A 22,839-nucleotide genomic window follows, 5' to 3' on the forward strand; every position below is an offset into this window, starting at 1 on the left:
GTGGCCAATCTCAAAACTCGTCATTCTGAACAGCGAGGGACGAGTGTGATTCAGAATCTACCAACAAAAAGTGCTGTGGGAGAGGGGTTTTCTCTGACGTCATAGCATGTCGATATTAGATTCCTGATCCTGCTGAGGCTCGTCGGAATGACGGATTCATTCGTTTTTTAGAAAGAACTGAGGCCAATCCCAAAGCTTGCCATTTTGAAAAGCGAGGGATGAGCGTGATTCAGAATCTACCAACAAACAGTGCTGTGGCAGAAGTGTTTTTTCTGGCTTCACAGCACGTTGATAGTGGATTCCTGATCTCGCCTAGGCTCGTCGGAATGACGGATTCATTCGTTTTTTAGAAAGAACTGAGGCTAATCCCAAAGCTCGTCATTCTGAACAGCGAGGGACGAGCGTGATTCAGAATCTACCAACAAAAAGTGCAGTGGCAGAGGAGTTTTCTCTAGCTTCACAACACGTTGATAGTAGATTCCTGATCTCGCCTAGGCTCGTCGGAATGACGAGGTCTTTCTTCTCGCCTTAAACAATAAAGCTTGCGCCTTCTTCTGCACTCGATACGTTTTGGCGGATCACGCTAAACAAGCCTCGTCCCCAAGTTTGTTGGGTCGATTCGGTATCGAAATGAATCAACTCGCGACCAGTGGTGTCGCTTAAGTTGTTCAGTTCGCCCGTTTGGCAATCAAGGCGAATCAAATCACCGTTGCGCACTAAACCAATCGCGCCACCACGAATGGCTTCTGGAGAAACGTGAATCGCAGACGGAATTTTACCGGATGCACCAGATAAACGACCGTCCGTCACTAGCGCGACTTTAAAGCCCGCTTTTTGCACGTTCCCTAAAATTGGCATCAGCTTGTGCAGTTCAGGCATGCCATTTGCCGCTGGGCCGTTGTGTGTGACCACAACGATGCAGTCTTTGTTCAGCTCGCCACGTTTGTACGCGGCCTCCACTTCGTGTTGGCATTGGAATACGATCGCAGGTGCCACAATCACGCGTTGCTCTTCTTTCACCGCAGACACTTTCACCACGGCTTTGCCCAAGTTACCGTGAAGTACGCGAGTGCCGCCGGTGTTTTGGAAAGTGGCGTCTGGTTTGGCGATCACGTCACCGTCTTGGCTGCCTTGGCACGGCGTCCAAGTCAGTTGGCCATCGACAAGGCTCGGCAGCGTCATTTGGTCTTCAAATTCACCAAACACGGGTTTCACATCGCGATGCAAAAGCTCGGATTGGTTCAATCGGTGCAATAACGCGGGCACGCCCCCCGCGTCTTGGAACGCGTTCATATCGGCTGGGCCGTTCGGGTAAACGCGAGCTAACAAAGGAACCACATCCGACAGATCGCTGATGTCTTGCCACGTGAGCAAGATGCCAGCAGCACGCGCCACGGCGATCATATGAATGGTGTGATTGGTACTGCCGCCAGATGCGAGTAGAGCGATGATGCCGTTGACCAAGCTCTTTTCTGTGACCACTTCTGCCAACGGACGGAAGTGTGCAGAACCCGCCGTCATTGAGGCGATTTTCAGAGCCGCGTGATCGGTTAACGCTTTACGCAGTTGGGTATGGGGATGGATGAATGCCGAACCTGGCAGCATCAAGCCCATGGCTTCGAACACCAACTGGTTGGTGTTGGCTGTGCCGTAAAACGTACACGTCCCCGCAGAGTGGTAAGCGCGACACTCCATATCCAGCAGAGCGTCTTTGCCGACTTCACCCGCTGCGTATTTTTGGCGCACGTCGACTTTCTCTTCGTTGCTGATGCCCGTAGCCATCAGACCCGCTGGTACAAACGCAGTCGGCAGGTGCGCGTAAGACAGTGCGCCCATCAGTTGCCCCGGTGCGATTTTGTCACAGATGCCAAGCAGTAATGTGGCATCAAAGACATTGTGACTCAAAGACAACGCCGTTGATTGCGCAATTAAGTCACGCGAAAACAGCGACATATCCATGCCTGCTTGACCTTGAGTCACCCCATCGCACATCGCTGGCACACAACCTGCGACTTGCGCCGTATGGCCGTAGTCCGCCAGCACTTTTTTGATTTGTGCTGGGTAGTCTTGGTACGGCTGGTGGGCGCTCAACATGTCGTTGTAGGCGCTGATCAGCGCGACATTGGCATGAGTAAAATCGAGAATATTTTTCTTTTCAGAAGAGCAAGAAGCGGCGACTGCATGGGCTAAGTTACCACAAGATAAACCAACACGGCCTTTGCCAGCTTCGGCTTGCACTTCGGTGCGAGCAAGAAAGGCAGCGCGCGCTTCACGGCTGCGCTCGGTCAAACGTTGTGTAACCTCAAGAACAACAGAGTGAGTCATTACGCCACCTCGATAGCTTGCATTTTGATTAGCTCAGTAGCAGAGCGTTCCACCACGTCGCTGATGTCTCCGTCGATACTGACGATCAGAGTTTGAGGCTCGTTGTCTGGGCGCTCTAGTGTCTCGAATTGGCTCTTCACCATGTTTTCTTTCATGAAGTGGCCTTTGCGCATACGCATGCGATTAAGGATCAACTCCATATCGCCATCAAGGAACAGGAAGGTCACGTTGTTGTTGCCTTCGCGGATCTGATCGCGGTAAATCTTTTTCAGTGCTGAACAGACAATGATGCCGTGTTCGTTTTTGCTTTCTAGGCTGTACGCCGCATCACGAATGCGTTCTAGCCATGGCTTGCGATCATCATCGTTCAGAGGCTGGCCCGAAGCCATTTTCTGAATGTTCGCTCGTGGATGAAGATCATCACCATCAATGAATTTACGCCCTAGCTTTTTCGCTAGATGCTCACCAATTGTGCTTTTACCACTAGCACAAACGCCCATAACGATGACACTACTACCAGCCATAACTTATCCTCATAACCAAATTTGCGCGTGATCTCAATTTTTGAATTCACTTTAAAATATGGGTTTATCTTATTCATGTTATCGGTAACATGTTACCGGTAACTGAAATAAATGTGAACCATAACACAAACAATAATTCTTAAAGGTGAACCTATGGAGCAATTAACCCAAGCCCCAGATCCTACGTTCCTACTGACGATTGCAGGCCTTGCCATTGCAGCGTTACTCGTTCTGATCATTAAACTGAAAGTCCATGCTTTTGCTTCCCTTACTATGGTGAGTTTAGGTACGGCAATCGCCACTGGCGTTCCTTCAGAGAAAGTCGTATCGACCATGATGGGCGGCTTCGGCGGCACGCTGGCTTCCGTGGCATTGCTGGTTGGTCTTGGTGCGATGATCGGTAAAATTCTTGAAGTGACTGGCGGTGCGAAAGTGCTGGCAGACACTTTGATTGGTCGCTTTGGTAAAGAGCGCGCACCATTTGCTTTGGGCGTCGCTTCATTACTGTTTGGCTTCCCAATCTTCTTCGATGCTGGCCTTGTAGTGATGATGCCAATCATCCTAAGTGTGGCGGCTCGTTTTGGTGGCTCACCAATTAAATACGCGTTGCCTGCAGCTGGTGCTTTTGCGGTTATGCACGCGTTTGTTCCACCACACCCAGGTCCGGTTGCAGCGGCAGAATTCCTTGGTGCAAACATCGGTCTGTTATTGGTGGTGGGTATTCTGGTGGCTATTCCAACTTGGTACCTTGGCGCTTACCTATTTGGTTTGTACGCGGGCAAAAAATTCGATATCCCACTATCTAAAGCCTTCTTTAATGGCGAAGCGATGGTGGATGAGCGCAACGCACCAAAATTTGGCACGGTTATGACCATCCTTGTGCTGCCAGTCCTGCTAATCTGTTTGGATACGGTACTGAACACACTGGCGGTTGCGGGTGTGATTGATGGCAAAACGGCACTGGTTGAGTTCCTACGTATGCTAGGTAAAACTCCAGTCGCGTTGCTGATTACTTTGATTGTCTGTCTGGCTGTGTTTGCCAAAGACTACGGCATGGCAAAACTAGAAAAATTGTGTGGTGAGTCATTGGCTCCAATCTGTGGCGTTATCCTAGTAACGGGTGCTGGTGGCATGTTTGGCGGCGTACTGCGTTCAAGTGGTATCGGTGATGCACTGGCTGACGTTCTTACAGACACAGGTATGCCTGTGATTGTGGCGGCGTTTGTGATTTCAACTTGTCTGCGTGTTGCTCAAGGCTCGGCAACCGTAGCGCTAACCACTACGGCGGCTCTTATCGCGCCAGTTGTGGCAGCATCAACAGGTTTGAGTGAACTCGACCTTTGCTTTATCGTAATCGCGATTGCGGGTGGTGCAACGGTACTGTCTCACTTCAATGACTCTGGTTTCTGGTTGGTATCTCGTCTGCTTGAGATGGATGAGAAAACCACATTAAAAACTTGGACGGTAATGGAAACGTTACTTGGCAGTATCGCGTTTATTATCGTCGCAACATTAAGCTTTATTCTTTAGAGGTTCCCCATGACAACACTTGAACAACGATTAAGAGAAATCAAAATCGTCCCAGTTATCGCAATCAACGACGTAGCACACGCTCTGCCACTGGCAAAAGTGTTGGTAGAAAACGGTTTACCATGTGCGGAAGTGACATTCCGCACCGAAGCTGCGGCGGAGTCGATTCGCATCATGCGTGAAGCGTACCCAGAATTGTTGATTGGCGCGGGCACCGTTCTGACCACAGAACAAGTGGACATCGCGATCGAAGCGGGCGTGGACTTTATCGTTAGCCCAGGCTTCAACCCAACCACAGTGAAATACTGTCAGCAACGTGGCGTGACTATCGTACCGGGTGTAAACAACCCAAGCTTGGTTGAGCAAGCGATGGAAATGGGTCTGCGTACGTTGAAGTTCTTCCCTGCTGAGCCATCAGGCGGCGTAAGCATGCTGAAAGCACTCACGGCGGTTTACCCAGTTGAATTCATGCCAACAGGTGGCGTAAGCCCATCCAACGTGGAAGATTACCTAGCGCTGAAATCGGTTGTAGCTTGTGGCGGTACGTGGATGGTGCCAACCGCAATGATGGACAACGGCGATTGGGAAGGCATTGCTGAATTGGTTCGCGCAGTTAAGTAAAACGCACAAACGGCTCCGAAATGCCCCCGAACGTTGGGGAACGTGATACGAAAAAGGGTCATCAAGTAACTTGATGACCCTTTTTCTTTTTGGGATGAAACGGCTTTAGAAGTGATGCTTCATAAAGCGCTTAATAAAGCGAATGAAATCGGCTTCGGCTAGCTTCGCGCACTTCAATGTTTGGGCGTGAGACAATTCTACATCTCCCAAGCCTTCTGCCATGTTGGTGATCGCACATACTGCCAATACGGGTAAGCCGCAATGCGCCGCAGAAATCACTTCTGGCACGACCGACATGCCCACGACATCACCACCGATGATTTGCATCATGCGGATTTCGGCTGCGGTCTCAAAGTTGGGGCCTGTGTAAGAGACAAACACACCTTCATTCAGGTGAATACCATTGGCTTTGCCGACTTCAAACGCTTCTGCACGTAGGTCTTTGTCGTACGCATTGGCGAGGCTGAAGAACCTCGGGCCGTACTCTTCATCATTCGGACCGATCATTGGCGATTCAGGCATGGTATTGATGTGGTCATGAAATACCACCAGAGAACCGACGTCGATGCGTTCAGGGCGAAGTGAGCCTGCCGCGTTGGTGACGAGCAGAAACTCACAGCCCAGCTTTTTAAAGGTGCGCACGGGCGTGGTCATGACCTTCATTGAGCCGTGTTCGTAGTAGTGACCGCGACCTTTCATGCACACTACGTCTACGCCGCCCATGGTACCAAGCACCAACTCACCAGAGTGGCCTTGCACGGTACTAACCGGAAAGCCTTCGAGCTCTTCGTATGGAATGACCACTTTGTCTTGTAGTTCGTCTGCCAATACGCCTAAGCCAGAGCCTAAAATAAACGCCGCTTTAGGTTGGAAGTTTGGTTTGCGTTCGCGAATGGTTTGTAGCGCGCCGATTACTGGATCGTGATTCATGTTAGTCACCTTCTGGTTGTGTGTTGATTCCATTGTGTGACTTTCTGCGCTGGTTATCTTTGCTTTATTCGCTACTATCATCCTTAAAAAGAGGATGATGAAATTCGCTAGGACTCAATGCATGAAGTCAGAACCATTTGAGCGCGTGACGCTGAAGATGCTGCGTTACTTTTACGAGGTCGCACAAACCAAGCATTTCACTAAGGCGGCTGAGAATCTCAATATCACCAATTCGCCGTTGAGCAATCGCATCAAAGAGTTGGAAGAGGTGCTTAACGTCAAACTGTTTGAGCGCGATTCAAGAAATGTCATGCTGACGGAGGCCGGGCGATTGTTGGAGTCCAAATGCCAACTGATTTTTCAGACCTTGGATGTCTCGCTCAATCAAGTGCAGCAAGTGGGGTTGAACCAGAGAAATATCCTGCGAGTTGGTGTGGTAAGTAGCGCATTTTGGGGCGGATTTGATCGTCTGTTACAGCGCTTCCATGCTGAGCATGACACTTATCACGCCGACATTTTTGACCTTAACCCAGAGACGCAAAAGAAGCATCTGAGCGAGAAGAAAATCGATGTGGGCATTGTGCGTTTTGCTGATGCACTCAACATTTATCCGTATCAGTCGGTATCTTTGGGCAAAGATGTGTTTGTGGTGGCGGTGTCGGAGCAACATGAGTTAGCCAGCAAATCTTTGCTGCGGCTCCAAGATTTAAAGACGTGTGAGTTTGCGTTTATGAGTTTGGCGAATTCTGCCTCGGCAAACTTCATCATCAATGCCTGTCTGCAAGAAGGCTTTTCACCCCATATTGGCAAACAAGTGGTGGAGCCAAGCACCTTGATGGCATATGTAGCAAACAGCAATACCGTGACGTTGGTTCCGTCGACGTTTTCTCAGCATCATTGGCATGGGATTCGTTTTATCAAGCTGAAAGAGTCACTGCGTGCAGACTTGTGTCTGATTCATGATGGTAAGCAAGAGAGTGCTATTAAAGCCGAGTTTATTCGCACATTATTAGAGAATGCGAGTTAAGCATGGGATAACAAAAAAAGGTCATCCTAAGATGACCTTTTCAAATGATTCACTGAAATCAGCAATGCGATTAGAGCGTAATTAACGCATCGTTACGAACTCTTCAGAGCCCGTTGGGTGGATAGCCACAACAGAGTCGAAGTCTGCTTTGGTTGCGCCCATCTTCATTGCTACGCCGAAGCCTTGGATCATTTCATCTACCGTGAAACCGATGCCGTGTAGGCCAACAACCGTTTCTTCTTCGCCCGCACATACAAGCTTCATCTTACATGGTTGACGGTGCTTAGTAACAGCGGTGTACATCGCAGTAAAGCCAGATGTGTAGACTTTGATGTTGTCTTTGCCGTACTTCTCTTCTGCTTCTTGCGTTGTAAGACCGATAGTGCCGATTGGTGGGTGGCTAAATACCACAGTTGGTACCAAATCGTAGTCCATCTTCGCGTTTGGTTTGTTGTTGAACAAACGCTCAGAAAGTTGACGACCCGCTTTCACTGCTACTGGCGTTAGCTCGATACCGCCTTCCATGATGTCACCCACACAGTAGATGCCTTTCACGTTGGTTTCTTGGTATTCGTCTACCTTGATGTAGCCTTTTTCGTTCGTTGCCACACCGGTTGACGCTAGGTTGATTGCGTCTGTCGCAGGGTGACGACCGATTGCCCAAATCAGTTGGTCAACGTTTTGGCTTTCACCGTTTTCTAGGTGCAGAGTTAGGCTGCCATCGGCTTCTTTTACCACTTCTTTTGGTACAGAGTGGGTGTGCAGTTTTGGACCTTCTGCGTCCATCACTTCAACCAACGTATCGATGATCATTGGATCGAAGCTACGCAGTGGTGACTCTTTACGTACGAACAGGTGCGTTTCTGTACCTAGCGCGTGCAGTACGCCAGCAATTTCAACTGCGATGTAGCCAGCGCCCACAACCGCAACGCGTTTTGGTTGCTCTGCTAGGTCGAAGAAGCCGTTTGAATCGATGCCGTATTCAGCGCCTGGAATGTTTGGAATAGTAGGACGACCACCAACCGCGATCAGGATGTGATCTGCTGTGTAGTGTTCACCGTTTACTTCGACAGTTTTTTCGTCAACAAACTTAGCAAAGCCTTTAATCACGTTTACTTTATTGTTGCCAAGAACGCGATCGTAAGATTGGTGAATACGACCAATGTACGCCTGACGGCTCTCAACCAGTTTGCTCCAGTCGAAACCTTTCACGTCGACATCAAAACCGTAATCTTCTGCGTACAGGTTCATTGCTTCTGCGATTTGCGCGCCATGCCACATCACTTTTTTCGGTACACAACCTACGTTTACACAGGTACCGCCAAGGTCTTGAGCTTCGATTAGCGCAACTTTCGCGCCGTACATCGCCGCGCGGTTTGCAGATGCGATGCCGCCACTGCCGCCACCGATACAGATATAGTCAAAATGAGTCGCCATTACTTTCTCCAAGAGCTTATAAATTTTATCTGGTACATAGATAGATTGGGATGACCTTGCCCGAACTCAATGCCACCGTTATCCCACTATCATAAATCGAATTCGACTAATTCCTAAATGGGAAAAAGCGACAATACTTATGACAAATAGCGATGAGAGGCACAAAAAGAAGAATAAGCACGATTGGAGGGAGAAGGTGAGAGCATAAAAAAGCGCAACGAGAATATCGTTGCGCTTGAAGATATCAGTACTGAAGTGCTTACTCTGGCACAATCCAGTCCACTTTCCAGTGGCCAGTTGCTGGTGCGATCGCGTCTTGCAGGAATGGCAGAATCTCTTTCATCTGGCTTTCCAGTTTCCAGGGCGGGTTAATCACAATCATGCCGGATGCCGTCATGCCGCGCTCGTTGGTATCTGGTGCAACACCTAACTCGATTTGCAGAATTTTACGAATGCCCAGTGCTTCCAAGCCTTCGATCATATCTTCGATGTCGTGGCGGTTTACCACTGGGTACCAAATCGCGTAGATACCGGTTGCCCAACGTTTATGGCTCTGATGAATCGCTCGCACCACATCGCGGTACTCTTTCGCGAGTTCGTATGGTGGGTCAATCAGCACCAAACCACGACGCTCTTGTGGCGGTAAGCTTGCTTTGAGGCGTTGGAATCCGTCTTCTTTGAAGATGCTCACTTGGCGATCACGATGGAATTCTTGCTCTAACAATGGGTGATCGGCCGGGTGCAACTCGGTCAGCACCATGCGATCTTGTGGGCGGATTTGCGCGCGCGCCACACGTGGTGAGCCTGGGTAGTAACGCAGCTTCTCGCCATTGTTGAGCACTTTAATGGCATCGATGTAGCTTTTGATGTCTTCAGGAATGCTTGGGTTATCCCAAATACGTGCGATGCCTTGTTTGTATTCGCCCGTTTTTTCAGACCATTCGTGAGTCAGATCGTAACGGCCCACACCCGAGTGGGTATCGTGATAAACGAATGGCTTATCTTTTTGTTTCAGCGCATCAAGAATGAGGCTTTGAACGATGTGTTTGACCACGTCGGCATGGTTGCCAGCGTGGAAGCTGTGGCGGTAACTTAACAAATTAAACTCTCGAAACACTCTTTGGCTGAGTGTGGTCTGTGATTCTCACTCTATGGCGGTATTATACTCAAGTAACTTAAAGATGTAGAACTTCCAATCAAATCTGTTCCTCTGATAAGGGGACGCTATTGAAATTTCTTTAAGTCACCCACACTTACTATTGGTAATCGAATTGAACTAGGTGAGTTTCTCGCACTCAAAAGGGTGTGAAATTTCATTTAGGTATAACAAGACTCAAGGACAGAGTAGCGCTGGTTGACTATATGATGGTCATCGCGGCATAGAGAAAGGGAACGGAGCTCCCCCAATCCATGTTGCTGGCTCGTCTGTACATTGAGTTGGCCTATCTACACAAAATAGACAGGCAATCACAGAGTCAAAACACAAAAGGAATTATTCATGTCTAATCCTCTTCTGACGTTTACGGACCTACCTCCGTTTTCTCAAATTAAACCAGAACACATCAAGCCTGCCGTTGAGCAAGCGATTGCTGACTGCCGAGCAAAAATCGATGAAGTTCTACAAGACAACGCTCACCCAACTTGGGACAGTGTGATTGCGCCAATTGAAGAAGCGGATGATCGCTTAAGCCGCATCTGGTCGCCAGTGGGTCACATGAACTCGGTAGTGAACAGCGAAGAGCTACGTGAAGCTTACGAAAGTTGCCTACCAATTTTGTCAGAGTACGGCACTTGGGTTGGTCAGCACAAAGGGTTGTACGAAGCGTACAAAACCATCAAAGCGAGCGAAGAATTTGCAACGTTAACTCGTGCCCAGCAGAAAACCATCACTGATGCACTGCGTGATTTCGAGTTATCAGGCATTGGTTTGCCATCCGATGAGCAGCACCGTTACGGCGAGATCAGCAAACGTATGTCTGAGCTGAGCTCTAAATTCTCTAACAATGTGCTGGATGCCACCATGGGTTGGACCAAGCACATCACAGACGAGAAAGACCTAGCAGGTATGCCAGAATCGGCGCTGGCAGCAGCGAAAGCTGCCGCAGAAGCAAAAGAGTTAGATGGTTACCTCATTACGCTAGATATCCCATCTTACCTACCTGTCATGACGTACTGCGATAACCAAGAGTTGCGTAAAGAAGTGTACGAAGCGTACGTGACGCGCGCTTCTGATCGAGGTCCAAACGCAGGCAAATGGGATAACTCAGAAATCATTACTGAGCAGCTAAAACTGCGCCATGAAATTTCACGTATGCTAGGTTTCAATACTTACAGTGAAAAGTCGTTAGCAACAAAGATGGCTGAAACGCCGGATCAAGTGCTGGGCTTCCTGAATGACCTAGCGACACGAGCGAAACCGCAAGGTGAACGTGAAGTCGAAGAGTTACGTCAGTTTGCGAAAAGTGAGTTTGGTGTTGAAGAGCTGAACGTTTGGGATATCGCTTACTACAGCGAGAAACAAAAGCAGCACCTGTTCCAAATTTCGGATGAAGAACTGCGCCCATACTTCCCAGAGTCAAAAGTCGTGAGCGGTCTGTTTGAAGTGCTAAACCGCGTGTTTGGCATGACCGTTACTGAGCGCGAAGGCGTAGACACTTGGCATGAGTCCGTGCGCTTTTTCGATATCTTTGATGCTGAAGGCACACTCCGTGGCAGTTTCTACCTAGATCTCTACGCTCGTGAACACAAACGTGGCGGCGCGTGGATGGATGATTGTCGTGGTCGTCGCGTTACGCTATCTGGCGAGCTGCAAACGCCGGTTGCGTATCTAACGTGTAACTTCAACCGTCCAGTGGGCGACAAACCAGCACTGTTCACGCACGATGAAGTCGTGACGCTATTCCATGAGTTTGGTCATGGAATCCACCACATGTTGACGCAAGTTGATACAGGTGCTGTTTCAGGTATTAATGGCGTGCCTTGGGATGCGGTTGAGCTACCAAGTCAGTTCCTAGAAAACTGGTGTTGGGAAGAGGACGCGCTGGCGTTCATTTCTGGTCACTATGAGACAGGTGAGCCGCTACCGAAAGCGATGCTAGACAAAATGCTCGCAGCGAAAAACTTCCAATCTGCGATGGGTATTTTGCGTCAGCTAGAATTCGGCTTGTTCGACTTCACGCTTCACACCGAATATGACCCTGAAGTGGGTGCGCGTGTACTGGAAACTCTGGCGAAAGTGAAAGAGAAAGTCGCGGTAGTTCCTGCGGTTGAGTGGGCGCGTTTCTCACACAGCTTCGGCCATATTTTTGCTGGTGGCTACAGTGCGGGTTACTACAGCTACCTGTGGGCTGAAGTGCTGTCGTCAGACGCGTATTCTCGCTTTGAAGAAGAAGGCATCTTCAACAAAGAGACGGGTCTAAGCTTCCTGAACAACATCCTAGAAATGGGGGGCAGTGAAGAGCCAATGGAGCTGTTTAAGCGCTTCCGTGGCCGCGAGCCACAAATCGATGCACTGTTGCGCCATTCGGGTATTGCGGCGTAAATTGAGCAAAAAACATCAAGGCCAACCGTTCGGTTGGCCTTTTTTGTACAGTTTTTATAAAAAATTTTACGGATTTACGTTTCGGTTGATCGGGTTCTGCAACGATATCAATGTCTCCGTGGACTGAACCTCATCAATGGCTTGCAGCTTGTCGATCAGTACAAATTGCAGCTCTTCAATCGATTTGCACATCAATTTGACGAATATGTTATACGCGCCCGTGGTGTAGTAAGCTTCAACGACTTCGTCGAGCGCGTTGAGTTTTTCTAACGCGGAGTGGTAATCACGAGCTGCATTGAGGTTAATACCAATAAAGCAGCACACATCGTAGCCAAGCTTTTTAGTATTGATGATCACCTCCGTTCCTTCGATGATGTCAGCCGACTTCATCTTCTCGATACGCACATGGATAGTGGCAGGGCTGACATCGAACTGCTTTGCCATTTCTGCGTAGGGCGTTCTGGCGTCAGCCATCAGTGTTTTTAATATTGCGCGGTCAAGGTCGTCGAGTTTCGGCAGGCTCGCATTCATACTATGATTTCCGTTAGGGATAGAGTTTTACCTCCCTTTTATACTCATAGCGGATAGGATTCACAAGGTTTGGCAGGAGTAACTGCGGGTTAACTCCGAGCTATGGAGATAATGTGCAGCGTTTTCTGGTTATTGCCGCGCTATGTTGGAGCGCGTTTGCTACGGCCTCAGATCCGAAGGTGTTGGTCGTGCACTCCTATCATCAGGGTTTTTTCTGGACGGACTCCATACAGCGAGGCATCGAGCAACAGCTGGGCGATCGAGCGCTGGACATGCGTGTGCTCTATCTAGACTCGAAACGTAACCAGAGTGAGCAGTTTTTTGCACAACTAAAATCCTTATATCTTACGAAATTACGCAAAGAGCGATTCGATGCCATTTTAGTGAGCGATAACAATGCGCTTGAACTCATGCAGCGTTTAGCCCCAATCATCAAAGACACCCCAGTTATATTTAACGGCATTAATAACTACCATCCTTCTTTACATCGTTCTCTGAATGCAACCGGAGTCATGGAAGATGTCGATTTGGAAGCGAATCTCGCTCTTATTGAGCGCTTACATCCGAACTACACACAAGTTCTCATCGTCAGTGACCACTCGGTGACCGGTGAGGTGTTGCGTTATCAAATCGACAATTTTGTCCTCAAGTTCCCGCAATATCGAGACAAAATCGTACAACTTGTCCCAGACAGCATCATCGATCTAAAACAACAAGTCGCAAAACTGAGTTCCGATAAAGTCGTCTTGTTCTGGACCTATTACCGAGATAAACAAGGTATGGTTGGCAGCGAGCGTGACTGGGTTGGTGTCAACAAAGTCTCAAACGCGCCGCTGTTTATGGTGCATGACATTGGTTTGGGTCATGGCGCAGTTGGAGGGGTTATTCAAAGTGGTTATCGGCATGGTATTGAGAGTGCAGAGATGCTTGAATTCGTTTTGGATAACCCTGATCAGCCTCTGCCTGCCGTGAAAAAAAGTGATTCTGAAATAAAGCTCGATTACCAAGCGGTAGCGCGTTGGGGATTGGGGGCTGAACAAGAGGTTTCTGCGGTATTTTTTAATAAGCCAATGAAGCTTTCTGAACGTTTTGCCAAGGAAATTCGCCTGTTTGGTAGTCTGTTTGTGGTGATGTCGGTGGTCATTTTGCTGATGGGTTATTATTTACAGCGGATGCGTCGCAGTGAGAGCGCTGCGCGAGAAAGCCAGGCTATTCTAGAATCGATTTTCGATCAGAGCATGCAGTATATGGGCATTTTGGATGCCAACGGTGTGCTTAAATCGGGCAACGATCACCTTCAATCCTTACTTTATCACCAAGGACTGCGTTTAGACCGACCACTTTGGTTTCATCCCAACTGGAGTGAGAAAGCCCAAGCGCTGCTAGAGGAGTATTTCCATGCGCCTCACCATCAAGTGTCGACGTTTGAAGCTGAAATTTGGAGTAAAGAACACGGCGCCTTGGTGTTAGAAGTTTCGCTCAAGCCTTTTTCTCAGCAAGTAGGGAATCATAAGCAATACTTGTTTGAAGCGCGCGATATTACCAGTCGTAAATTGATGGAGGACAAGCTCTACCAACGTGAGTCAACCCTACGCAACTATTATGAGCAGCAGCCCGTGATGATGGTGACGCTTGATAGTAATAACCGAATTCAAGAAGTGAATCGATTTGCTCAACTACTTCTTGGCTACAAACCGATGGACATGCTCGGACATCGCCTGAGGGAGTTCTATTTTGATGACAAAGTGCTGTTCCCTCGCCAAGTGTTATTGCAACCCAACCAGCAAGTGCATGGTGTTTGGCGACGTGAAGTCGAGTATCGTCATGCAAATGGTCATCGTGTTTGGGTGCGCGAGAATATTCGTCCGCTGAGTGAATCTGAGCAACTGCTGATTGTGGGCGAAGATATTACCGAAACCAAACTGCTCTCCGAGAAATTGGAATACCAAGCTCGCTATGACTTACTGACGGGGACTTACAACAGAAACCATTTTGAACTAGAGCTTAAGACCGCACTGTGCGAAGTGGACAGCCATCGTCGAGTCCACGCCATGTTGTACCTCGACTTAGATCAACTAAAAGTCCTCAATGATACGGTTGGGCATGATGCAGGTGATGCGGCGATTCAATTCTGCGCAAGTATGCTGGAAGGCGTTCTGCCGTACAATTCCATCTTGGCTCGAATGGGAGGCGATGAGTTTGCGGTGTTACTCAAAGACTGTGACGAATATGGCGCCATCAATATTGCCAAACTGATCATCTCGACACTAAGCGAACACCTCTTTATTTGGGAAGACACACGCCTGTTCATCAGTTGCTCAATTGGTATCCGTATCATCGATCATACCGCTGATACGCCACAAATGGTGCACGCTCAAGCAGACTCTGCTTGTCACGCCGCTAAAGAGCAAGGCCGTAACCGCTATAATCTATTCAGCTTAGATAACGAAGAGTTGCAGCGTCGTCAGATGGAAATGCAGAGCGTCAATTTGGTGCATGAGGCATTGTCGAATCAACGTTTAGAACTGTTTGCTCAACCGATAAAAAGCTTACAAAAGCACGAGACTCAAATGTATTTTGAGATTTTGGTGCGTATTCGCAATGGGTACGGTGATTATGTTTCTCCTGCGCTGTTTATCCCTGCTTCCGAGCGCTACAACATTGCCCATTGGATTGATAAGCAGGTTATTACTCAAACACTAGAGTGGTTTGAACAGCGTCCTGAGGTGGTTGAACAGCTTGGTCGCTGTTCGATAAACCTTTCAGGTCAATCTATGGGGAATCAAGAGTTTATTGACTTCTTATTGGAGCGATTGGAAAGTTCGACTCTGCCGTGTGAAAAAATCTGCTTAGAAATCACCGAGACAGCGGCGATGAGCAATCTGGATCAAGCCATTGAGTTGTTTACCAAGCTAAAGTCTTTGGGTTGCATGATTGCATTGGATGATTTCGGATCTGGATTGTCTTCATTTGGTTACTTAAAGAAACTTCCTGTCGATATCGTGAAAATTGATGGTCTTTTCGTGCAAGATATCAACGTAAATGAAATGGACCGCGTGATGGTTCGTTCAATCAATGACTTGGCGAAGCAACTAGGCAAAGTGACGGTGGCGGAGTTTGTCGAAAATGACCAGGTCATGCAGCATTTGATAGACCTCGGTGTGGACTACGGCCAAGGCTACGGTATTGGCCATCCTAAGCCGCTTTCTGAGCTAGTGGAGCAACTGACGGCTGTATAACCTCTGCGTAGCAAGCTCAACCTAGCATTAATAGGTAACTTAGGTATACACTCAGCGCCAGTTACCTCGATTTTTATTGGAGCCTCCTTTTGCAACTGCAATTGATCTGTGAAAACCCGTCTCAACAATCTCATCTTGATGAACTCGCTGCGCGTTGGCAGCTTTCACACACTGACGATAGCGATTTTGCTTTGGTGCTAACCACCGAGCGTTTGGAGCTACGTAAAGTGGATGAGCCAAAGCTGGGTGCAATCTTTGTGGATTTGATTGGTGGTGCGGTCGGTCATCGTCGCAAGTTCGGTGGTGGTAAAGGCCAGGCAATTGCGAAAGCTGCGGGGTTGAACAAAGGGGCAACGCCAACCGTGTTAGACGGCACGGCAGGTCTTGGTCGTGATGCGTTTGTGCTCGCCTCGCTAGGTTGTAAAGTGCAGATGGTCGAGCGTCATCCAGTCGTAGCGGCTTTGTTAGATGATGGCTTGGATCGAGCGAAACAAGACCCAGAAATCGGCACCTGGGTATCTGAGCGCATGTCGCTAATCCATGCTTCTAGCCATGATGCGCTGGAACAATTGGCGCAAGATAAAGACTTTGTCCAGCCAGATGTGGTGTATCTTGACCCGATGTATCCGCACCCAGAAAATAAAAAGAAGTCGGCGCTCGTGAAAAAAGAAATGCGCGTTTTCCAATCGTTGGTTGGCGCTGATTTGGACGCCGATGGCCTACTAGGACCAGCCATGGCGTTAGCCACAAAGCGTGTAGTAGTTAAGCGCCCGGACTACGCGAATTGGCTGAACGAGCAAAAGCCAAGCATGGCGATTGAAACCAAAAAGAATCGTTTCGACGTCTACGTCAAAGCCTCGATGGCATAACCTCCTGACTCGCAAAAACTTCTCGTCACAGCATTGAACCAAGTGCTGTGACGCTGCCATTCTTTCCTGAACACTATTGATAGTTTTCACTTGCTAATTCGACACTCTGACTGTATATCTAACTAAGAATTATTATTATTTCACTTGTTGTGATGCTGTCGATAATTGGGAAGCTGGAGTAGTCGAATGTCTAAACGCTTATGTAAGATGAACCGCAAACAAATTGCGGCCAACTTGGGTGACATTCACCGTTTGGTCGTCGCACCTAAGTTCGTTTGTCGCTCTTGTGCACGCTCTTCCGCTTCTAAAGACTCATTGTGTAAGCCTGCCGCAATTCCTCCACAAAAATGCCAAGACAAGCCGTTAAACGAGCAACAAGCATGCGGTTTGTTAGCTGAAGCGCTGCCTGCGCAATCCATTTCCGTCACGTCAAAACACAGCGCAGAAAAGGCGGCGATCGTGAAACGTGTGGTCGAGCGAGTGAAAGAGAAGAAACAAGCCGCGAAAGTGGTGACACCAGTGTCGATGGCGGCTCCTGCACTGTTTGATTTGGCCGATAAAAAATCGCTCAAGAAAGCGAAAAAAGCACTGAAAAAGCACTATAAGCAGCAAAAGAAGTTGCTAAAAGTGGCGAAAAAACAACAAAAGTTACTTAAGCGTCAGCGTAAACTGGAAGCGCGTAATGCGAAACTAGAAGTGTTGCTGCCAACGCCACCTAATGCTTTGATGAACGCAATCTCACAAGCCAAAGTGCATTAATCAAATAAAAAAACGCTCTCCAGTCGGAGAGCGTTTTTTATTGTCGAAATGTTTATAGGATTAGCTGCGTTACTTATTGGCGTAGCTCATCTCTACGCGCTTTTTCACCCAGGTTTCGTTAATCCATAGGGATAGCATGATGATCGCACCGCCAATGGCGAGTCGCATGACATCAACATCGCGGTTCCAAATCACAATGTTTACAATCAAGCCCGCCGGAACCAATGCATTGTTCATTACTGCCAGTGCACCTGCGTTCACCATAGTCGCGCCTTTGTTCCAAGCAAAGTAACCAAAACCAGAAGCAATCAACCCAAGGTATGTCAGAATGCCCCATTGTGTTGCAGTGGTAGGTAGTTTGTCGAGGTTACCCATGAGCGCGAAAGCCACGGTTGCTACACAAAGTGCACCTAAGTAGAAGTAGCCAAACACGGTGTGTTGTGGCAAATCGACGGGTTCACTCTCCATGATATATTTGTAGCCCACCTGACCGATGGCAAAGCAGAGGTTTGCTCCTTGTACGACCAAAAAGCCCAGTAGGAAATCTTCATTAATGCCTGCAAATTTAATCCAGGCGGCACCAAATACGGCTATTGCAGCGGTAACTAAGTACCAAGGTGAAAAGCGACCTTTCAAGAAGTCATAGATTAGCGTGACGTAAATGGGTGTGAATACGGTGAACAGCAATACTTCTGGCACGGAAAGGAGCAAAAAAGATTGGTAGTAGAAGCAATACATCAAGCCGAGCTGGAAGCCACCGACGGTCATCAGTTTCGCGATCAGGGGTTTGCTAACGCCACGGAATTTCAAAAAGGGAATGAAAACCAGGCTCGCCAGTGCCACGCGCATGAACACCGAGAACCAAGAATCAACCTGACCGGCGAGGTAAACGCCGATCAGGCTAAATGAGAATGCCCAAAGTAGGGTAACTGCGGATAGATAAGCCATGGATGAGAATCTTTATCAACAACAAATGTGCCCGCAGTCTAACCAAGTTTTATCGCTGCGCCAATCAGTCTTTTAGCGGTACGACCAGCATATCGACTGGTGAGCAGTTAATCAGCTGTCGAGTCGAAGATAGAATCTTGCTCCAGAAATCTTGGTGATGACCACAAACCACCAAATCAATACTGTAATCTTGAATGGTATCGCACAGCTCATTACTCAAATCGCCACTACCGACTAAAGTATGGGCAATTGGGTATTGCGCATATTCAGCGAAGTTTGCCAATTGTGTGCGCGATGCTTCCATTGCTTGATGTTGCGCTTCTGCCATATTGATATCGATAAGCCCGGTGTAGAGTTCTGCGTAGTTCACGTCGATGTGAATAAAAGAGACTTTCGCATCCAGAGGTTTAGCCAGTGATACGGCTTTCTTAATCAACACTTTACTGTCGTCTGAAAGGTCGACTGCCACAAGTATGTGTTTGTAACTCATATTGCTATCTCCTTGTAAGGTCATAGTTTTAGATTAGCACCAACCCCAAAAAAAATTTGCTGAAGTGATCTCATATCGGTGCCGTAGGTACAAAGTCTTGTCTCAGTAATCATGTTATAGTGGCATTATACCCAAGTGACTTTGATATGCTGAAATAAGCGTAGTGTTACTGACTAGAGTTGAAGTGAAACTTCGCCGTGTCTGCCAGACCAAGCTATTCTCGCAGCGTCATTTATTTCGAGGTTACTTGGGTATATTGCATGCACAATAATAGGAGTTAACATGCTGTCTCAAACTATGGTCGAACAATTGAATGAGCAAATTAACCTAGAATTTTTCTCATCCAATCTATACTTACAAATGAGTGCTTGGTGTGAAGACAAAGGTTTTGAAGGTGCGGCTGAATTTTTACGCGCTCACGCCGTAGAAGAAATGGAGCACATGCAACGCCTATTCACTTACGTGAGTGAAACTGGCTCAATGCCAATCTTAGGCGCTATTGATGCGCCAAAGCATGACTTTGCGAGCCTAGGTGACGTTTTCCGCGAGACATTTGAACATGAGCAAATGATCACGGAAAAAATCAACAAACTGGCGCACGTTGCATTTACTAGCCAAGACTACTCAACGTTTAACTTCCTACAGTGGTACGTGTCAGAACAGCACGAAGAAGAGAAGTTGTTTAAAGGGATTTTAGATAAGATCGAACTGGTAGGTGAAGACGGTAAAGCGTTGTTCTTCATTGACAAAGATCTAGCACAAATGGCGAAAGAAGGTTCATCTTCAATCATGGATGCTCCAGCTGCGTAAACGCGTTTTGGGACGTTGTAAGTAGCGGGTAAAGACGAAGTGTTGGTCGTCTTTTTCTCTTGAGCATTGTTGAAGATGTAGGGAGGAAAAGATGATCAGTGGAGACACAATCTTATTTGCGCTAATGGTGGTAACTGGAGTTAATATGGTCCGGTATCTCACCGCTCTTCGTTCTCTAATTTATATCATGCGTGAAGCGCATCCGCTGTTATATCAGCAAGTTGATGGTAATGGTTTTTTTACTACTCATGGAAATGTCACCAAGCAGGTGAGGTTGTATCACTACATTAAAAGTAAAGAATATCATCATCACCACGATGAAATTTTTACTGGTAAGTGTGAAAGAGTGCGTGAATTGTTTGTTCTATCGACCGCGTTGCTCGGCGTGACGCTACTTGCGGCCTTCATTCTCTAAGAGTCAATAATCCAGAAGTTGTTCTGTCTGAGATTTTGCGGACATACAGAGCGCTTAGAGTTTAAGCGCTTTTCCCTTTCGGTATTTGTCGGTAGAATGTCGCGCCTAGAAAGCAAGGATGTGCAATGTGCACATCCTTTTTTATTTTGATTTGATACCAATCAGTCTAAGAGCTACCGATGAGTAAGAAATTTGATGTTGTTGTAATTGGCGCAGGCGCAGCAGGTTTAATGTGTGCTGCAGAAGCAGGCAAGCGAGGCCGCCGTGTTTTGGTGCTCGATCATGCTAAAAAGCCAGGACGTAAAATCCTTATCTCGGGCGGTGGTCGTTGTAACTTCACTAACTACGACGTTTCAGCTAATCACTATTTGTGTCAAAACCCGCACTTTGTTAAGTCGGCGCTCTCCCAATACACTAACTGGGATTTTATCTCGATGGTGTGTAAACATGGCATTGAGTTCGAAGAGCGTGATCACGGCCAGTTGTTTTGTGTCGAAGCATTTACGGCCAAAGATATCGTGAAGATGTTGTTAGCTGAGTGTGACATGCCGAACATCGAGCAGCGTTACCAATGCGATGTTCATTCGATTGAAAAAATTGATGAAGGCTTTCGTTTGCATGCTGGTACTGAGATTGTCGAATGTGAGTCTTTAGTTATCGCAACAGGTGGCTTGTCGATGCCAAAACTGGGAGCGACACCATTTGGTTATAAAGTCGCGGAACAATTTGGTCTTCGAGTTATCCCAACCACGGCAGGGCTTGTACCATTTACTCTGCATAAAGAAGACAAAGAAGACTTTGCTGAGTTATCTGGTATCGCGGTACCTGCGGAAATTACGGCTGAAGATGGCACCATGTTCAAAGAAGCCCTGTTGTTCACACATCGTGGGTTATCTGGTCCAGCAGTGTTACAGATTTCTTCATTCTGGCGGGCCGGACAAAAGGTGTTGATCAATCTTGTGCCAAACGATGATGTTGCTGAGTTATTAGAACGCAGTCGTGAGAAGCATCCAAATCAGTCACTCAAGAATACGCTTGCCAAAGTGCTGCCTAAGCGTCTGGTTGAAGTCTTAATTGAACGTAAAGAGCTAGTCGATAAACCGCTAAAACAGTTCAATCAAAAGGAGCTTGCGGCGATTGTGGAGCGTCTAGAGCATTGGGATATCGCCCCGAATGGCACTGAAGGCTACCGAACTGCGGAAGTGACACTCGGCGGTGTCGATACTGATCACTTATCCTCGAAAACCATGGAATGCAAAGACATTAAAGGGCTTTATTTTATTGGTGAAGTGATGGATGTGACTGGTTGGCTAGGGGGCTACAATTTTCAGTGGTGCTGGTCGAGCGGTTTTGTTGCGGGTCAGTGGGTTTAATCAAACACCAAACGCAGCCTAACTGCATAAAAGATAAGATACAAAAAGAGCACTGAGTTTTATTCAGTGCTTTTTTTGTATTCCCATAGCGAGTTACTCGTCTTGATACTTTTCGAGTTTGTTATAGAGCGTTTTCACGCTAATGCCTAACTCCTGCGCTGATTCCGTTTTATTGCCTTGATTCTCTTCAAGGGTATTGAGAATGGCGGCTTTTTCTAGCTCTTCTAGTGAAACGCCCGCCGGAACAAGGTCTTCGATGCTGGTGCCTGTTTCCAATGGTGGTGTGTCGAAGATCAGGTGTTCATCTCGGATGGTGTCATCAGCCAAAATAAATGCACGCTCGATCGTGTGTTTGAGCTCACGGACATTACCTGGCCAGTCGTGTGCAGCGATTTTTTGGATCGCAGAGTCAAGAATCGTTTTGGTTTTTGCCTCATTGGCGTTGCGGTGTGCAATAAAGTGCTTGGCCAGACCGACGATATCACCGCCTCGTTCTCGCAGTGGCGGTATCGTTAATGGGAAATGCGATAACCGGAAAAACAGATCTTCACGCAGGAACTGCTCCTCAATGGCGATTTTAGGATCACGGTTTGTAGCAGCAATGATGCGAGTATTAGCGATATGAACTGTATTACTGCCAACTGGGCGATACTCTCCGGTTTCTAGCACCCGCAATAGCTTCACTTGATGCTCGATAGGCATCTCGGTGATTTCATCTAAAAATAGCGTGCCGCCCTCTGCCTGCTTAAATACACCTTGGTGAGTTTTATTTGCTCCGGTAAAAGCGCCTTTCTCATGGCCAAACAGTTCACTATCAACCAATTCAGGGCTAATGGCACCACAGTTAATCGCTATAAAGGGCTGTTGTTTACGCTCACTCGCTAAGTGGATGGTCTGCGCCACCAGTTCTTTGCCTGATCCACTTTCACCGACAATAAGGACGTTGGCTTCTGTTTTAGCAACGCGCCTGATCATACGATAGAGCTGATGCATCGGAGAGGAAGAGCCGACCAAAAGACCAAATTGGTCAAGATCGCTGGTGGACACTTTACGCCCTTGCTCTTGTTTGTGTTGATAGTACTGGCTGACTTCGCTCAGGGTGTCCGTCAGAATGGCAATATCAACGGGCTTTCTGTAGTGAAAAATAGCACCCAAGTTCATCAGCTTATCCAAGTTCTCGTTTGGAGCGCCTGAGCTAATGATGATCAAGTCCATATCGTAGATGTCTTCGATATTAGAAAGACGTTGATAATCTGCACTAGTAAAGTGGGCGACTTCAACAATCGCAACTTCCGGTTTGAGTTGTAGGAAATCTTCAATCCATTGGTCTGCGGCATCGATGTCATGCAGACGAAATTTGTTCAGTTCCTGGCAAGAAGCGATGGCATTTTTAAGTGATGGATCTTGTATTCTTAGAAACAGGCTTGGCATCGACATAGAAATGTCCTCTTTACTATGACAGAAACAATG

The 22,839-nt window shown here is 47.7% G+C and carries 19 protein-coding genes; 10 read left to right on the top strand and 9 right to left on the bottom strand.

The window, feature by feature from the left end:
• Positions 1 to 528 precede the first annotated feature (528 nt).
• The gene (gene edd, locus KJB35_RS12790; RefSeq protein ID WP_238842886.1) at positions 529 to 2,325 is read right to left on the bottom strand and encodes a phosphogluconate dehydratase; all 1,797 of its coding nucleotides are present in this window, start codon (positions 2,323 to 2,325) and stop codon (positions 529 to 531) included.
• Entirely contained in the window at positions 2,325 to 2,849 is a 525-nt protein-coding gene (locus KJB35_RS12795; protein WP_047103696.1) for a gluconokinase, read from the bottom strand. Before KJB35_RS12795 ends, edd begins: the two co-directional genes overlap by 1 nt.
• Before the next feature lie 153 nt (positions 2,850 to 3,002).
• Here KJB35_RS12795 and KJB35_RS12800 point away from each other — a divergent pair, with 153 nt between their 5' ends.
• Both KJB35_RS12800 and KJB35_RS12805 read left to right on the top strand, forming a co-directional pair.
• Positions 3,003 to 4,379 (top strand): GntP family permease, encoded by a 1,377-nt coding sequence (locus KJB35_RS12800; RefSeq protein WP_182016010.1) that lies wholly within the window; start codon positions 3,003 to 3,005, stop codon positions 4,377 to 4,379.
• A 9-nt stretch (positions 4,380 to 4,388) separates the two neighbouring features.
• Complete coding sequence (locus KJB35_RS12805; protein ID WP_005379148.1) at positions 4,389 to 5,000, top strand: bifunctional 4-hydroxy-2-oxoglutarate aldolase/2-dehydro-3-deoxy-phosphogluconate aldolase; 612 nt, start codon at positions 4,389 to 4,391, stop codon at positions 4,998 to 5,000.
• A gap of 105 nt (positions 5,001 to 5,105) precedes the next feature.
• Here the strand turns inward: KJB35_RS12805 and xapA are convergent, their stop codons facing one another.
• Positions 5,106 to 5,930: a xanthosine phosphorylase gene (gene xapA, locus KJB35_RS12810; protein WP_005379149.1), complete on the bottom strand. Its 825-nt coding sequence runs from the start codon at positions 5,928 to 5,930 to the stop codon at positions 5,106 to 5,108.
• A 121-nt stretch (positions 5,931 to 6,051) separates the two neighbouring features.
• Here xapA and KJB35_RS12815 point away from each other — a divergent pair, with 121 nt between their 5' ends.
• Complete coding sequence (locus tag KJB35_RS12815) at positions 6,052 to 6,957, top strand: LysR family transcriptional regulator (protein WP_005379156.1); 906 nt, start codon at positions 6,052 to 6,054, stop codon at positions 6,955 to 6,957.
• Positions 6,958 to 7,038: 81 nt separating this feature from the next.
• Here KJB35_RS12815 and gorA read toward each other — a convergent pair whose 3' ends face one another.
• Together gorA and KJB35_RS12825 are read right to left on the bottom strand one after the other, a co-directional pair.
• Positions 7,039 to 8,394, bottom strand: a complete 1,356-nt coding sequence (gene gorA / locus KJB35_RS12820; RefSeq protein ID WP_005379157.1) for a glutathione-disulfide reductase — start codon at positions 8,392 to 8,394, stop codon at positions 7,039 to 7,041.
• A 259-nt stretch (positions 8,395 to 8,653) separates the two neighbouring features.
• A complete protein-coding gene (locus KJB35_RS12825) occupies positions 8,654 to 9,493 on the bottom strand; it encodes a 23S rRNA (adenine(2030)-N(6))-methyltransferase RlmJ (RefSeq protein WP_005379158.1) in 840 nt (279 codons plus the stop codon).
• Positions 9,494 to 9,892: 399 nt separating this feature from the next.
• Between KJB35_RS12825 and prlC the strand changes: the two genes are divergently transcribed.
• Entirely contained in the window at positions 9,893 to 11,935 is a 2,043-nt protein-coding gene (gene prlC / locus KJB35_RS12830) for an oligopeptidase A (RefSeq protein ID WP_017635033.1), read from the top strand.
• Between the two features lie 66 nt (positions 11,936 to 12,001).
• On the opposite strand, the gene asnC is transcribed toward prlC, so the two are convergent.
• Positions 12,002 to 12,466 (bottom strand): transcriptional regulator AsnC, encoded by a 465-nt coding sequence (gene asnC / locus KJB35_RS12835; protein WP_005389595.1) that lies wholly within the window; start codon positions 12,464 to 12,466, stop codon positions 12,002 to 12,004.
• A gap of 113 nt (positions 12,467 to 12,579) precedes the next feature.
• Between asnC and KJB35_RS12840 the strand changes: the two genes are divergently transcribed.
• The 3 genes from KJB35_RS12840 (at position 12,580) to KJB35_RS12850 (ending at position 17,333) form a co-directional block, all read left to right on the top strand.
• Complete coding sequence (locus tag KJB35_RS12840; RefSeq protein WP_053307269.1) at positions 12,580 to 15,705, top strand: EAL domain-containing protein; 3,126 nt, start codon at positions 12,580 to 12,582, stop codon at positions 15,703 to 15,705.
• 89 nt (positions 15,706 to 15,794) lie between these two features.
• The gene (locus KJB35_RS12845) at positions 15,795 to 16,574 is read left to right on the top strand and encodes a class I SAM-dependent methyltransferase (RefSeq protein ID WP_017635032.1); all 780 of its coding nucleotides are present in this window, start codon (positions 15,795 to 15,797) and stop codon (positions 16,572 to 16,574) included.
• A gap of 186 nt (positions 16,575 to 16,760) precedes the next feature.
• Positions 16,761 to 17,333 carry a hypothetical protein gene (locus KJB35_RS12850; protein WP_017635031.1) on the top strand — a complete coding sequence of 191 codons (573 nt, stop codon included), beginning with the start codon at positions 16,761 to 16,763 and terminating at the stop codon, positions 17,331 to 17,333.
• 69 nt (positions 17,334 to 17,402) lie between these two features.
• On the opposite strand, the gene KJB35_RS12855 is transcribed toward KJB35_RS12850, so the two are convergent.
• Both KJB35_RS12855 and uspA read right to left on the bottom strand, forming a co-directional pair.
• Positions 17,403 to 18,281 carry a carboxylate/amino acid/amine transporter gene (locus KJB35_RS12855; RefSeq protein ID WP_017635030.1) on the bottom strand — a complete coding sequence of 293 codons (879 nt, stop codon included), beginning with the start codon at positions 18,279 to 18,281 and terminating at the stop codon, positions 17,403 to 17,405.
• A 64-nt stretch (positions 18,282 to 18,345) separates the two neighbouring features.
• Positions 18,346 to 18,771, bottom strand: a complete 426-nt coding sequence (uspA, locus tag KJB35_RS12860) for a universal stress protein UspA (RefSeq protein WP_005379165.1) — start codon at positions 18,769 to 18,771, stop codon at positions 18,346 to 18,348.
• Positions 18,772 to 19,053: 282 nt separating this feature from the next.
• Here uspA and ftnA point away from each other — a divergent pair, with 282 nt between their 5' ends.
• From ftnA to KJB35_RS12875, 3 genes are all read left to right on the top strand, one after another.
• Positions 19,054 to 19,581: a non-heme ferritin gene (gene ftnA / locus KJB35_RS12865; protein WP_005379167.1), complete on the top strand. Its 528-nt coding sequence runs from the start codon at positions 19,054 to 19,056 to the stop codon at positions 19,579 to 19,581.
• Positions 19,582 to 19,672: 91 nt separating this feature from the next.
• Positions 19,673 to 19,996 carry a universal stress protein UspB gene (gene uspB / locus KJB35_RS12870; protein ID WP_005379169.1) on the top strand — a complete coding sequence of 108 codons (324 nt, stop codon included), beginning with the start codon at positions 19,673 to 19,675 and terminating at the stop codon, positions 19,994 to 19,996.
• A gap of 179 nt (positions 19,997 to 20,175) precedes the next feature.
• Complete coding sequence (locus tag KJB35_RS12875; RefSeq protein ID WP_005379170.1) at positions 20,176 to 21,369, top strand: NAD(P)/FAD-dependent oxidoreductase; 1,194 nt, start codon at positions 20,176 to 20,178, stop codon at positions 21,367 to 21,369.
• A gap of 93 nt (positions 21,370 to 21,462) precedes the next feature.
• Here the strand turns inward: KJB35_RS12875 and KJB35_RS12880 are convergent, their stop codons facing one another.
• Positions 21,463 to 22,806, bottom strand: coding sequence for a sigma-54-dependent Fis family transcriptional regulator (locus tag KJB35_RS12880; protein WP_005379172.1), 1,344 nt, complete (start codon positions 22,804 to 22,806; stop codon positions 21,463 to 21,465).
• Positions 22,807 to 22,839: the final 33 nt, after the last annotated feature.

This window comes from Vibrio sp. D431a (assembly GCF_030248655.1).
Taxonomy (GTDB): domain Bacteria; phylum Pseudomonadota; class Gammaproteobacteria; order Enterobacterales; family Vibrionaceae; genus Vibrio; species Vibrio alginolyticus.

Excerpts from the sequence above, each read along its gene's own strand:
- edd (WP_238842886.1), bottom strand. The coding sequence starts at position 2,325 with ATGACTCACTCTGTTGTTCTTGAGGTTACACAACGTTTGACCGAGCGC.
- KJB35_RS12795 (WP_047103696.1), bottom strand. The coding sequence starts at position 2,849 with ATGGCTGGTAGTAGTGTCATCGTTATGGGCGTTTGTGCTAGTGGTAAA.
- KJB35_RS12800 (WP_182016010.1), top strand. The coding sequence starts at position 3,003 with ATGGAGCAATTAACCCAAGCCCCAGATCCTACGTTCCTACTGACGATT.
- KJB35_RS12805 (WP_005379148.1), top strand. The coding sequence starts at position 4,389 with ATGACAACACTTGAACAACGATTAAGAGAAATCAAAATCGTCCCAGTT.
- xapA (WP_005379149.1), bottom strand. The coding sequence starts at position 5,930 with ATGAATCACGATCCAGTAATCGGCGCGCTACAAACCATTCGCGAACGC.
- KJB35_RS12815 (WP_005379156.1), top strand. The coding sequence starts at position 6,052 with ATGAAGTCAGAACCATTTGAGCGCGTGACGCTGAAGATGCTGCGTTAC.
- gorA (WP_005379157.1), bottom strand. The coding sequence starts at position 8,394 with ATGGCGACTCATTTTGACTATATCTGTATCGGTGGCGGCAGTGGCGGC.
- prlC (WP_017635033.1), top strand. The coding sequence starts at position 9,893 with ATGTCTAATCCTCTTCTGACGTTTACGGACCTACCTCCGTTTTCTCAA.
- asnC (WP_005389595.1), bottom strand. The coding sequence starts at position 12,466 with ATGAATGCGAGCCTGCCGAAACTCGACGACCTTGACCGCGCAATATTA.
- KJB35_RS12850 (WP_017635031.1), top strand. The coding sequence starts at position 16,761 with ATGTCTAAACGCTTATGTAAGATGAACCGCAAACAAATTGCGGCCAAC.
- KJB35_RS12855 (WP_017635030.1), bottom strand. The coding sequence starts at position 18,281 with ATGGCTTATCTATCCGCAGTTACCCTACTTTGGGCATTCTCATTTAGC.
- uspA (WP_005379165.1), bottom strand. The coding sequence starts at position 18,771 with ATGAGTTACAAACACATACTTGTGGCAGTCGACCTTTCAGACGACAGT.
- ftnA (WP_005379167.1), top strand. The coding sequence starts at position 19,054 with ATGCTGTCTCAAACTATGGTCGAACAATTGAATGAGCAAATTAACCTA.
- uspB (WP_005379169.1), top strand. The coding sequence starts at position 19,673 with ATGATCAGTGGAGACACAATCTTATTTGCGCTAATGGTGGTAACTGGA.
- KJB35_RS12875 (WP_005379170.1), top strand. The coding sequence starts at position 20,176 with ATGAGTAAGAAATTTGATGTTGTTGTAATTGGCGCAGGCGCAGCAGGT.
- KJB35_RS12880 (WP_005379172.1), bottom strand. The coding sequence starts at position 22,806 with ATGTCGATGCCAAGCCTGTTTCTAAGAATACAAGATCCATCACTTAAA.